This is a genomic window from Calothrix sp. CCY 0018, assembly GCF_963920925.1.
GTDB lineage: Bacteria > Cyanobacteriota > Cyanobacteriia > Cyanobacteriales > Nostocaceae > Rivularia.
In genome coordinates this window covers 1-12,484 of sequence record NZ_CAWUDI010000004.1, presented here as the reverse complement: position 1 = coordinate 12,484, position 12,484 = coordinate 1, and the positions used below count along the sequence as shown (strand labels likewise).

Genomic DNA, 12,484 nt, shown 5'->3' with positions numbered 1-12,484 from the left:
TTTAATCAACCAAGAAACAAAGCGATTTTATACACAATTTTCATCGAGTGAGAGCGGGAAAAGGTTCTCCGAACTCAATGACTCGGGAACCAGAAGGATTTACTGAATTTGTTTGTGGATTAACTGTTGGTGTAGGAAAAAAGGATGGAGGAGAATTGAGATTTCCTGATGGTGAAGGAAATGTTGCAGGTGGAAGAATCGAATTTGGAGTTTGGGGAGATAAATTGATGGTTGTAATCGGCGGTACGGTTACGGTAGGCTGCCCTATATTACCATTCCCCATCGGTGTTAATGGTAAAGGCGCTGTTAAGGAAGCTGGTGGTGTATTTATCCCTGGTGGAAGTTGGGAAGGTAGTTGTGAAGGATTATTATACATACCCGGTGGAAGAACACCTGATGGTTGCAGGGGTGGCAAAACACCCGGTGGTTGTAGAGGTGGCATACCTGGTGGTTGCGGAGTATAGGGAGTGTTGAGTAGTTGTGATGGAGAATAAGCACCTGGTGGTAACTGGGCTGTATCACCTGGCGGGAAGTCACCTCCTACAGATTGATATTGCGACGGTAAAAAATTGCTCTCGGCTGTAATTAGAGGACGAAATAACCAGCGAGTAGGATTTTGCCAGGAATCGGGTTGTAGTTGAACTCGTGAGCGATCGAAAGACGTTCCCGGCGCTAAATCCATCACAATGCGAGTTACATCTTCGCTTAACTGAGAAACGCGAATTCTTTCAACCGCTCCACTGTAATTTTGTTGAGTAGGAACGTAGCCTAGTTTCGTATCGGGGAAATCTACAACAATGCGGGGAGGTTGAGATAAGTAAAAATACTGCGGACGAGATGGAGCTGAAAGAGAAATTTCTAACTGCGAACCTTCGGGAGAAAATCGCCAATCTTCTAATTCTCCTGCGGGTGCGGCAATACTGCTATTAGTATTGAAGGCAAGTGCTGCATACAAGCTAAACAAGCTGACACGAATCAATCGGTTACACTTCCGTACAAAGTGCCTATTCTTGAATTGCTTATTCATTGTTTTATCCTTCGTAGGTTAAGCTTCAGTAAGCTTATGAATTGATAATTACTAATAGCTTAGGGCTAAAAGCTAATGAAGTTATTATCAATTAGCAATCAGTTTTTAGCAATTATTTATTTCTTATTAAGAATATTGATGAAATGACTTGCTCTATTTTACGAAATCTGTACTCTTCTATTTTTCGGGTAGTAAGTGGGACAGCATTTATAAAGTTAATGTTAAGACTTCAGAAATTGCATCTCTCTTCAACTTAACGCAAAAACAAACATTCTCTTATTTATAAAAGCCCGTTTGTATAATTCCATACAAGCTTAAAATATCATTGCTTGCATAGTTTATAAGAGTAAATTTTATTGCGTAATAAAAAGGCCTCCCTTGGCTATTTTATAAGGCTCATGCTCGTAAATATTAATCTTTTCAAAAGTCTCTAGAGCCACTGTCCGCCAAAAAACCGCCAACGGACGAAAAGAACCCGCATTATGCTTTGAGAAGCAATAAAAACTGCCAGCCAAACAACAAAATAGTGGAAGAAAACCCAAAACAAAGGTAATTGGTCTTTTGGAATAGGTATTGGTAAAAAGCCTAAAAATTTAACCCCGCAAACCACAAATATAAATTCCCAAATACCGGCAAATAATTGGTAAACTGCCGGCCAATCTCTATCCCAACGATACTTTTGTATTTGGTCGTATACAAGATCCCAACCTAAACCAAAAATCGCTACATAGAAAAGTATCCAGAAATATACATTGCTTTGGGGGGAACCAATCAAACCAATAGCAAATGGTAGGCTAACGACAAAACCTACTGTAAAAAGTAATAATAAACGAGTTTGCCAGCGACCGAATAAAGTTGGAGTCATCGGATTTTGGATTTTAGATTTTAGATTTTAACAACGGATGCGTGTCTTTTGGATTCTAGATTAGGAGTTAGGAGTAATTCTCCCTATTACCCATTCCCATTTTGTTAGCATAACAAGTACAGCTATCGCCACAAAGCATTAAAAAACGCCATCCATATTGAACGATTCAATACGCTTATGGCGCTTTTGATTTGTACTTACGTTTGACAAATATTTATAAAGTTTTTATGAAGTTAGTCGGTAATGACCGTTAGAATCAAAACGAGCGATTGCTTCCCAGTTTGTTACGTCTTGTAATAAGGTTTGATAACCTAGCGTATTAGGATGAAGACCATCGCGACTCAAACGCTTAACTCTCCAAGCTTCGGGATTTTCCATCCATTTGTCGAAAATATCGAGATAAGGTATTCCTTGTTTCCGACAAGCAAGTCGAGTTGCTTCTTTATAACGATATTGGTCGTCGTGATTATAGTACAAGCAATCGAGGAAAGGCATTTTCGCTTCATTTACAGGTACCATGCCTACAAATAAAACCGGACAAAGTTTTTGGGCTTGTTGCAGTAAAGAAGTAAGCTGCTCTTCAAAATTGACGAAATTAGTGTAATTCTTGCCGTCAGGACGACCTACTCGCGCAGAATCGTTTACTCCTACCGATAATATAATTATGTCAGGAACGCGATTTCGTAACTCTCCGCGATGACGAAATTCAACTTCTAGCCTTTTTGCAACTTGCCCAGTGCGATCGCCACGCACACCTAAGTTATAAAGAACGTGTCCGGCACTTTCGGGTAACATCCAAGTTCGTCGCAATCTTTCAACCCAGCCACCTCCATCCGGGTCGCCAAATCCATAAACTAAACTATCCCCTAATGCGACAATCTTTAAAGGGTGAGTGCTATTCGGTACTACAGATAGCTGCATTGAAGGAGGTACAAATGTTTGCATCTGAAAAGACTATATTTTATATCTTTAAAAGATTCTATACATTTCTACACCATTTCAGGGTACTTTATTTGTTTTTTAAAGAAGATATTACAAATTTTAGGAAGATTTGTGAAGTTAATGACCTTTTGGCTTAAAGATAATGTAAAGCAATTAGCACTTTTTCTGAGCCGCTGCGATTGATTGCAATATCGATCCAGCATTATAATGTTTTTTTAGCTGACTAATTATCAATTATCAAGCTTTTAGCTTTTAGCTAGATAAAACACTGTTCACTGATAACTGATTTAAGGTGATTGATTTGATACCCATTTGATCCATTGTCTGAAGGAAGAAATGGCATTTAACCTTTTGACTCCGGGAGCGCCAGCGGTTGCTAGTCCGTCTACAGTACGTAAAACAGAATACTGCAAACCAAGAAAGCTATCTACTGCTGCATAAGGTCCACCCAAGGTAATTGCACCCGCAGCATACATTTTACCTTTGTCGTTACGCATTTCTACTAATTCAAAATCGTTGGCTACATCCAATCTAGACAAGTGATTTAATGGCAAGCTATAACGCTGAACTAAATCTTCTAGTAATGGACTTGCCTGGACTTTTGCATCTAATCCCGTCGCATCAACAATAAAGTCTGCATTGAGAGTAATTTGTCCGTTAGAACCTTTTTCTTTGATGCGGGTAAGAGTTCCACCATATTGAGCATCGCGTTCTACACTTTGCACTTCACCAAATTCAATTTTATACCAACCATCTCGCAAACTTTCTTCTGTAATCTGCTGCCAATCTAAACGATCTGCGGTGGTAGTACCTCCCCAATCTGCTAACAACCTCTTACGCTCGTCAGGGGTTGCATTTTCTAGCATTACCCGTAATTCACCACCCCAGCAAGCTTTAGGCCAGTTAAACGGTTGATATTCAAAATGATGCTTCACCATCCGCTGGGTTTTACCGAATTTATTACCCTTTGGTTTTGGCGATCGCATTAAGTGCAAAATTGTAATCTGGGGATTCTTCTTACGTGCTTCATAAATCCGCTGAATAATCCGAGAAGCTACAATACCGCGCCCTCGAATCAAAACCTTACCACCTTGACGCTCCAACTGTTCGTAAACGTGGTTATGATCTTCATAAGCATTAACTACAGACTTAAAATCACGATATTTTTCCCGATAAGCCTGTAAATCGGGAAGAAACTGAATCGCAGGATAACCTGTTGCTAAATGTAAAAAACGAGCTACATAAAAAGCATGATCTCCTCTTCCCTTTGAATAAGCTACGCAATATCTACCGTCATCAGTTTTACGAATTGCTCGTATTCTTCCATAACGATAGATTTGCTTCCAACCAATACGCTTCGCTTCCCTTTCTATAGAATCAAAAACATTATTTGCACGGGGAGTATAAGTTTCAGCATAATCAGGTTCGGCGAAGACTTTCCACAAATATTTAAAAGAATCATTTAACCTTCCCTTACCAAAATCGCGCCAAGCTTCCCGCAAACCATAACTTGGCCAACCCCATATATTATCGGGACAAGAATCAGAATTAGAACGCAATCTTTCATGCAAAGGTATTTGCGAATTTAGACATAAGCGCTTATATCGAGCGAATGGTTCCTCATCTAAACCCAAAGCGATAATTTTTTCGCTATCAACACCATATATTCTTAGTAAATCTACCCAAATATAACTTCCTAAACCGCCTCCCAAAGCCAAATAATCGGTTTCATCTACTCGCAAACCCGTAGCGTGAAGTGCTTGTACCGGAACCTTTTCCTCTTGAAAAACTGGTGGTGGAAAACTCGAACCGAGAGGTGTTGCTGCTGCCTCCGGAGGTAAAGTAGGGTCTGGTAAATTAGTAGCGGGATTAAATTGAATAGTAGAATTAGTCGGTGTAGGTGCAGATATTGGTACGGGCGTAGACGCTACTGCCGGTGTACTTAAAGAAAAAGAAACAGTTATTTCATAAGGTCCAATTTGTAAAGTATCGCCACTATTAATAACGCTACGTTTCTGACGATTAGCATTAACATAAATGCCATTAACACTATTTTGGTCAACTACAACTAATTGGTCTTGTTCCCAATCAATCAACCCATGATATCGGGAAACTTCACTACTATTAAGCAGTATTCGCGAAACAGCCTGTCCCCGGAGTTCCCGAGGCATTTGAGAAAATTCTCGACCAAAAGCAATAGGAACCTTTAAATTTGGTTCTCGTAATTCCCCAGTAGCCGGATCTTCCCAACTTAAATGAATTTCTAAATTATTTGACATATATTTTTATTAGTAGTTAGTTGTTAGTTGTTAGTGACTTACATCTTGCACCATTTTCAACAACCGCCTTGGAATTTATTCCAAGGCTCAAAAACAAAGTCTGATAAATCAGACTGGGCAAGAAGTTTAGTACGTTTGAACGTACTTTGTATATAAGCCTTGAAATTCATTTCAAGGTGGGCATATGGGCTTAACAAGAATAGTGCAAGATATGAATAGTAATAAATTCATTGTTCATTGATAACTGACCACTGGTAACTGATAACTGATAACTGTTCACTGATTCTTATCTGGTGCAACTAAAACACTCATGGCAGCAGCTAAAGAAGTGCCGCACCAAGGACAACCAATTTGAATATGTTCTATAGAAGAGACTTTATGACAATTAGGGCACTGCAATCCATAAGAACCTTTTAGTAAAGGTGCCGTTGGGGAAGATGATTTTAACGGTGCTTTTTGAGCAACTGGTTGGCTATTTTGACCTGGTTTTGGCGGTTCTAAAATTGTTGCCGGAAAGCTATTAATTTGCGGAATACTAATATTAATAACTTTCAATTCCATTTGCCCCAAACAAACAACGCTACCTTCATTCAAAGACGTATCTCCCTTAACCAACTGCTTTCCATCGACTAAAGGAGGATTCTTTTCTCTTAAACTGCGGATATGAAACCGTTTTTGTGCAGAATTAAAAAATATTTCAACGTGTAAACCCGATACAGTAGGATGACTCAAAACAATATCGCACCGCTGAGGGTCCCTACCAATACGAACAGTGCCAGGATTCTTAGTAGGCTGCTGCTCGTAAATTATCTGAGTTTTTTCTTGACTAGCATCGCGCCACTGTAAAGTTAGTGAATTCATAAATCTATTTATATAGCCTTTATTAAGCAACTTCAACCATTGTCTGTGCGATTCCTAACACTCCCCTATCTCACCTATTAGAAGCCAACTTATCCGCAATCCGGGTAGTTTCGGGTAAACGATACTTTGGGGTACAGCGCAATACGTAATCAATTGCGGTTGGTAAACTAATGCGATGACCGCTAGAAACGTATACTGGTTTTACATTGGAACGAGTGCGTAAAACTGCTCCTATGGTTTCATTCTTGTGTATTAAAGGCTGCCAACTTCCTTTTTCTTGAGAAACTTCTTCATAATTACCTATCAACCAAGATTTGGCTACACCAATGGTAGGCATATCAATAATTACACCCAAATGACTGGCGATTCCCATTCTACGAGGATGGGCGATTCCTTGACCGTCGCACAGAATTATATCCGGTATAGTATTTATCTTTTCTAAGGCATCTAATACGGCTGGAATTTCACGAAATGACAGAAAACCGGGAATGTAGGGGAAAGAAGTGGGACGTTTAGCTATACTCTGCTCCTGTAGCTGTAAATCTGGAAAACTCAACACCGCTACCGCAGCACGGCTGGTTTTTCCATTATCTTCAAAACCCATATCGACACCAGCAACGTACTTAACTGGTTCTTTAAATTTATCTTCAGTAATAACTTCTTTTTGTAATTTTTCTTGGATAGCTTTAGCTTCTGATGTAGTTAAATTCCAATCATGACGTTGTTTTATCTGCATATATTTATTTATAGTTTGAGAATAATTGTTTATAATTTATCCTGGCAACAGCCAAATATTAATGTAGAGACGTAAAATTTTACGTCTTCAAAATGTTACGTATTTATTGGAAGTATAGTTTTAAGCTTCCGAAATCGCCAACCATAGCCCAAAAAAAGCCCCCCTTATTAAAGGGGGGTTGGGGGGATCTAAAGATTGCAGGTTGTTAGCAGTAATTATTAGTTCAGGACTTACGCAACGACAACAGAAAATACAGAGTTTCAGACATTTAAGATCCCCCCAACCTTGGGAAGGGGGGCTTGCGTAAGTCCTATAGTTCTCAAAATTTACTTCACCCCAACAAAACTCAGCAGTAAAGAATCCAACCAATTATCAATACTGCTGTCAGATAAATCATTTAAAGAAACAACTCGTTCTATTTGATTAAAATTCTGCTGCATCGATTTACGATAAGTTGGATCGTAATGCGATTCCAACATATCTTTGACAAATGATTCCCATTCTTGGTTATTTATCATCCGATACCATTGACTTATTTTCTTCCAGCCACAGCTAGATTTTAATTTTTCTAACTTTACTTTGAGAATTTCGGGATTATCTATTAAATGTGGATATTCTGCTAACAAAAATTGCACCCTAACATCGAGCGGTAGTTTTATTTCTACACAGCTAGATTGCTTCATTTTCTTCCATAAAAATTGAGGTAAATGAACTTGCCCTATTTTGTTACTTTCTGATTCTACCCACACAGTTTCATCGGGATTGAAGCCTTGTAGTACTTGCAATAATTTTGAGTCAAAGTACTTTTGTGAAGGCTGGGGAGTTCGTTTACCTTGCCACTCTTCACCTAACAAAGAGCCACGATGATTTGCTAAAGCTTCCAAATCTAAAATTTGAAAACCTCTTTGATGCATATTTCTCAAAATATGGGTTTTTCCACTACCAGTTAAACCGCATAATATTTTGTAATTTAATTTTCGCGGTAAAGAATCTAATTCTTGACGTACATAACTACGATAAGTTTTGTAACCACCTTCAAGCAAAGTTACTCGCCAACCAATTTGAGATAGTACTGTAGCCAAACTAGCAGAACGTTGACCACCTCGCCAACAATAAACTAAAGGCTGATAGTTTTTTTCTTTGTTAGCAAAGTGTTCGTTTAAGTGTTTGGAAATATTTTTGGATACAATTGCAGCCCCTATTTTCCGAGCTTGAAAAGGTGAAAATTGCTTGTATATCGTTCCAACTTCAGCGCGTTCGGCATCATTTAAAACCGGCAAATTAATTGCACCGGGGATGCGATCTTCTGCAAACTCGCTACTTGAACGAACGTCGATTATCTCACTATAAGTTTCCTTATGTGGTTCTTTTGTATATTTGAGTGAAGCAGCCATTGCAGTCAAACTCTATTTTTTTAATTATGACATTTCCAAAAAGGCGTGAGACTCTGTAATCAAAGCAATTTTTCTCTAAGAGGGCAAGGCACGAGCGTATTTAAACATCACTTTACCTTACATCAAGCTAATTGCTTGATAAACTTTTTTTAAATATCTCTTTATTGAGACTTGAGAAGCTGTATGCTTTTATGCAAATATGAGCTTTTGAGTTGATTGACAAGCAGCCCAAAAACCCCGAAGTTTTCTGCTGTCATTTTGTATAGAGGCAAAATAAGACATTTGAGATAAACTTTTATTCTGTGCTTGCTTATACAGATAACTTTCAGTTTTTCCAACCGTATTCCGGGCAGCTGCCATTTACATAAGTTCATAAAATCAAAATACAGATATTTCTTATGAAACGAATGCGATTACCCGCATGGATTCCCTATCCAAATGCTTGGTTAAGTGCTTTAATGTTGTCCGTGTTGATGGGTACATTTTTAGGTATCCTTAGACGCTATGCGGATTCGCTTTCCAATTTACCGAAATTAACAAACGCTCCCGAACAATTAACAGTAATTGTCATATTATTTTTAATTTTGCCCATACCGGCGATCGCGCTTTTTCACCATTTATTTCTCAGTCGTTTTATGTCTCCGATTCCAGGAGAGAAAATAAACGCGACTTCTGGATTTTTCCCTGGATTAATTAGCTGGTGGGAAAGTTTATACAGTTGGTTGGTAATCGTTTTATCTAGTTTGATAGCAACTTTAATTTGTACGCCTTTTTTACCATTATTTCAGCTTAATTATACAAAAATAATTGCAACATACGCAGAAAATCCTAGCAATTTAAGATTAGCATTTGCTGGCGTGTGGATTTTATGCGCCGCTGTATTTTATCAAGTTGCATATTTATTTAAAGCGCGTCTTGTTGACAGCGATATAGATCAATTAGATACTGCTAAAAGTAAATCAAAACAAGTTGAGATTGAAGAAGAAGATGAAATCATTTCAACAACTGTAGTAAGCACTAGCGATACTAATAAAAAAGCTTCTGATGATACCGTTGTAGTTAAAAAGCAAAAAAATTCAAAGACATTTCTGAATGTTTTTGTTATTAGCTTAGTTGGTGCATGGCTGTATATGTTTTTTACTTTACCAGACGTTCAACAGAGTATATCATCGGGGAATTTCTCAGAACAAATTCAGAAAAGAATTAGTACAGAAGCCAAAGTAGTTAATACTCAGGTTTCTAAATTATCAGATCAAGGAAACTCTTTCAGTGAAGCATTAACTATTGCTAATAGTGCAGCGCAATCAGAAGAATTAGCAACCTCTCAAGAAGATTGGAATACCGTTGTAGGTAAATGGAAAGCAGCCATCAACTTAATGCAAACCGTACCACCCGAAAGCCCTAATTTTATAGTTGCCGAACAAAAAATCGGCGAATATCAGAAAAAGTTAAATAAAGCAGAGAAGCAAGCTGTTAAAGCTGAGTAGTTTTTAATAATTAAAAATGTAGAGACGGACATAGTATCGCGTCTCTACAACTTATAGGTAATAAAAAATATAAAATTGATTTTAAGAGTATTTACCTAAATATCGGTAATCACTGAAAAAATATTGACAACGTTATTTTTATCTTTGAAATGGGAAAAATAGAAATAGAAATAGAAAAGTATTTATTATAAATTCTCATCTACCAATTTTTCTTATGACAAAGCAGAAATCAAATAAATCTAACTGGTATGTATGGTTCCCATATCCTAGTTCCTGGATAAAAGCGTTATTTATCACAATATTTTTAAACGTAATTATATTTATCGCCAGTATCACTGCAATTACAGCCTATTTAACAGCATAAATCATAAATCACCCTAATACATTTATTTTTTTCGGAATATTTGCGCTACTAACTCCTATTCCAGTAATAGCCTTTGCTCATCATCTTTTACATTTATTGCTTGGTAAATATATTTCAGGAATTCAAACCCCAGAAATGAAAAATACGCAAGGTATGAAAATTAAAATATTTAGTTGGTGGGAAGGTTTATATGGTTGGCTTACAATTATCATTTCAACAATGATAGCAACTGCTTTGTGTACATTTCTTCTACCTTTATTTAATTTGGATTATTCAATAAAAGTTGCAAACTATACATCTTCCCAAAAACAGATAATAACAATATTCGGTATTACTTTTATTATCGCAGCAGCTTTACTTTACCAATTTGAGTACTGCTTTAAACGTGGTTTGGTTTTTGTGAATTTGAATACAAATAAATCTAAGTAAGATAAATCTCATGATTTGAATGATCAGATTATTTAATTTATTAATAATATATTATTCAGTGAATATACTTATATATCCGTAATCTTAACAAAAAATACAAAGTATGTTCGCAATACTTTTAAATTGGGAACACTAAAAATATAATGCCAGTCATTTATTTTTGGTTTTGACTGGTACTACTTATAACTAAGCAATTGTAAATTCGCTATTACTTGCCAGAGCGATCGCTCAAGGTTTTTTAAAATTCAACATTTGATTAAACATAAATATGACTCAAGCAATTACAAAAGCTGACGAAATCATAGATTATTCATTTTTACTGCTTCCCCACATTGTCTGTGCAGATCGACAAATACATAGTGAGGAAGCTAAAGCTCTGCATGAATTAGCACAACAGAGCAATATGGGAAAACGCACTATAGAAGAAATGGAGAAAATTCTTGCTCAAGACGAAAACTTACTATCAGTAGAAGTTGTAGCAAATAAAATTCTCCCAGGTGAGCAAAATCAAGTGATGCGACAAATACTTGCGATCGCCTACGTTGACGGTTTCTTTTCACCGTTAGAGCGGGAAATGGTGGATTTAGTCGCAGAAATTTGGAATTGGTCAAAAGAGGTAGTTGAAGGGCTTATTGAACAAGCAGAATACTTGGGTAAATCTCAAACTATTGATAATGAGGAAAAAGAACAACTACAACTTTCTTTCGGTGCGCGACTTCTCAAAGGAGCAGAGTCAGTACTTTCACGTAAATTGGTGGATAAATTAGGAGAAATAGCTCCTGAAAACGTTGGGCAGCAAATTGAGCAACTGCGACGAGAAATATTGTTAGCAGGACCCGAATATGATGATGCTATCGAGAAATGTGCTGCTGTTGCTGCTGAAGATTATAAGTTTGCCGTTTTAGCTCTGAATGGAACTGGTTTAACGCTGAAAGATTTAGAAAAAGGTATCCAAAAACAATTAGAAGCGGTTAATACAAGAAAAACTGCTAAAGGTAAAGCCGAAAGAGCCACTGAAGTAGCGAATCAACTTGAAGCTACCAGAAAATCTCTTACCGTAGAAATCATCAAAGAAATTGAAAGTGTGCGGGAATCCCTTGCAGCAAAACAACGCGCTCTTAATCATTTTAGTATTGCCTTTATCGGTAAAACCAAAGCTGGAAAAAGTACTCTCCACGCTATTATTACAGGCGGTGGTTGGGATGCAATCGGTGTAGGTAAACAGCGTACTACTCGTTTAAATCGAATCTATGAGTGGAAGAATATTAGGATTATTGATACTCCCGGCATTGGTGCCCCTGGTGGAAAAACTGACGAACAAATTGCTCAAAGTGTTGTCGAAGAATCTGATATTATTTGTTATCTATTAACAAATGATAGCGTACAAGAAACTGAATTTCAATTTTTAAAACTATTAAAAGAGAAAGCCAAACCACTAATTATTTTACTTAATGTAAAGAATAACTTACGTGATTCTCGACGTTTAGAGTATTTCTTAAAAGAGCCAAACAAACCATTTACTAAGACAGGTAAAAGTGGTTTGGGTGGACATATTGAACGTATTCGGCGTTATGCAAAACAACATTACGCTAATGACTACTTTGATATTGTTCCAGTTATGCTGCTTGCTGCTCAACTTTCGAGCGAGTCAGAACATCAGCAGAATAAAGAAAAGCTGTTTAAAGCAAGCCGAATGCAAGATTTTCTAGACTCTATTCGGGTTTCTTTAGTTGAACATGGTGCGATTAGACGCTCTCAAACTTTACTTGGCTCTACAGTAGGTGCAATTGATAAACCCGATAAATGGGTAACTCAACAAACACAAATCTATCAAGAGTTAACCGAAACTCTTAAAAACAAGCATAAGACTATCAAAAGAGATATTCGCAAAGCAGCAAATGATAACCGTGATTATTTAATTCTAGGAATTAGAACTATTTTTCAAGAAGCTTTCAGTGAAATTTCTCAATTTTCTTCTGAAAATTGGAACTCTGACGAGATGACATTAAATGTCAACGACCCAGGTCTAAAGACACTGGGCTTCCAGCCTAAGAATTTAGATTATAGTTGACCAGACTTTTGTTAGAGGCAAGTGTTGAA

Annotated in this window: 10 protein-coding genes; 3 read left to right on the top strand and 7 right to left on the bottom strand. The window is 37.2% G+C overall.

What is annotated here, in order from left to right; translation table 11 throughout:
* Window positions 1-40 precede the first annotated feature (40 nt).
* From ACM03V_RS03815 to mnmH, 7 genes are all read right to left on the bottom strand, one after another.
* A complete protein-coding gene (locus ACM03V_RS03815) occupies window positions 41-1,027 on the bottom strand; it encodes an AMIN domain-containing protein (protein WP_414619431.1) in 987 nt (328 codons plus the stop codon).
* A gap of 430 nt (window positions 1,028-1,457) precedes the next feature.
* The gene (locus ACM03V_RS03810) at window positions 1,458-1,892 is read right to left on the bottom strand and encodes a hypothetical protein (protein ID WP_414619430.1); all 435 of its coding nucleotides are present in this window, start codon (window positions 1,890-1,892) and stop codon (window positions 1,458-1,460) included.
* 225 nt (window positions 1,893-2,117) lie between these two features.
* A complete protein-coding gene (locus tag ACM03V_RS03805) occupies window positions 2,118-2,837 on the bottom strand; it encodes a GDSL-type esterase/lipase family protein (protein ID WP_414619429.1) in 720 nt (239 codons plus the stop codon).
* A 284-nt stretch (window positions 2,838-3,121) separates the two neighbouring features.
* Window positions 3,122-5,113, bottom strand: a complete 1,992-nt coding sequence (locus ACM03V_RS03800) for an FHA domain-containing protein (RefSeq protein ID WP_414619428.1) — start codon at window positions 5,111-5,113, stop codon at window positions 3,122-3,124.
* A gap of 276 nt (window positions 5,114-5,389) precedes the next feature.
* On the bottom strand, window positions 5,390-5,974 hold the full coding sequence (locus ACM03V_RS03795) for an FHA domain-containing protein (RefSeq protein WP_414619427.1): 585 nt from the start codon (window positions 5,972-5,974) through the stop codon (window positions 5,390-5,392).
* Between the two features lie 70 nt (window positions 5,975-6,044).
* Window positions 6,045-6,710 (bottom strand): deoxyribonuclease V, encoded by a 666-nt coding sequence (nfi, locus tag ACM03V_RS03790; protein WP_414619426.1) that lies wholly within the window; start codon window positions 6,708-6,710, stop codon window positions 6,045-6,047.
* A gap of 326 nt (window positions 6,711-7,036) precedes the next feature.
* Window positions 7,037-8,104: a tRNA 2-selenouridine(34) synthase MnmH gene (gene mnmH / locus ACM03V_RS03785; RefSeq protein WP_414619425.1), complete on the bottom strand. Its 1,068-nt coding sequence runs from the start codon at window positions 8,102-8,104 to the stop codon at window positions 7,037-7,039.
* Between the two features lie 398 nt (window positions 8,105-8,502).
* On the opposite strand from mnmH, the gene ACM03V_RS03780 reads away from it, so the two are divergent.
* The 3 genes from ACM03V_RS03780 to ACM03V_RS03770 all read left to right on the top strand — a co-directional run bounded on the left by ACM03V_RS03780 (window position 8,503) and on the right by ACM03V_RS03770 (window position 12,455).
* Window positions 8,503-9,591 (top strand): hypothetical protein, encoded by a 1,089-nt coding sequence (locus ACM03V_RS03780; protein ID WP_414619424.1) that lies wholly within the window; start codon window positions 8,503-8,505, stop codon window positions 9,589-9,591.
* 499 nt (window positions 9,592-10,090) lie between these two features.
* Window positions 10,091-10,384: a hypothetical protein gene (locus tag ACM03V_RS03775; protein ID WP_414619423.1), complete on the top strand. Its 294-nt coding sequence runs from the start codon at window positions 10,091-10,093 to the stop codon at window positions 10,382-10,384.
* 268 nt (window positions 10,385-10,652) lie between these two features.
* A complete protein-coding gene (locus ACM03V_RS03770; protein WP_414619422.1) occupies window positions 10,653-12,455 on the top strand; it encodes a GTPase in 1,803 nt (600 codons plus the stop codon).
* Window positions 12,456-12,484: the final 29 nt, after the last annotated feature.

What these genes read in the sequence shown, in the direction of transcription:
- ACM03V_RS03815 (WP_414619431.1), bottom strand. Translation starts at nt 1,027, where the DNA reads ATGAATAAGCAATTCAAGAATAGGCACTTTGTACGGAAGTGTAACCGA.
- ACM03V_RS03810 (WP_414619430.1), bottom strand. Translation starts at nt 1,892, where the DNA reads ATGACTCCAACTTTATTCGGTCGCTGGCAAACTCGTTTATTATTACTT.
- ACM03V_RS03805 (WP_414619429.1), bottom strand. Translation starts at nt 2,837, where the DNA reads ATGCAAACATTTGTACCTCCTTCAATGCAGCTATCTGTAGTACCGAAT.
- ACM03V_RS03800 (WP_414619428.1), bottom strand. Translation starts at nt 5,113, where the DNA reads ATGTCAAATAATTTAGAAATTCATTTAAGTTGGGAAGATCCGGCTACT.
- ACM03V_RS03795 (WP_414619427.1), bottom strand. Translation starts at nt 5,974, where the DNA reads ATGAATTCACTAACTTTACAGTGGCGCGATGCTAGTCAAGAAAAAACT.
- nfi (WP_414619426.1), bottom strand. Translation starts at nt 6,710, where the DNA reads ATGCAGATAAAACAACGTCATGATTGGAATTTAACTACATCAGAAGCT.
- mnmH (WP_414619425.1), bottom strand. Translation starts at nt 8,104, where the DNA reads ATGGCTGCTTCACTCAAATATACAAAAGAACCACATAAGGAAACTTAT.
- ACM03V_RS03780 (WP_414619424.1), top strand. Translation starts at nt 8,503, where the DNA reads ATGAAACGAATGCGATTACCCGCATGGATTCCCTATCCAAATGCTTGG.
- ACM03V_RS03775 (WP_414619423.1), top strand. Translation starts at nt 10,091, where the DNA reads ATGAAAAATACGCAAGGTATGAAAATTAAAATATTTAGTTGGTGGGAA.
- ACM03V_RS03770 (WP_414619422.1), top strand. Translation starts at nt 10,653, where the DNA reads ATGACTCAAGCAATTACAAAAGCTGACGAAATCATAGATTATTCATTT.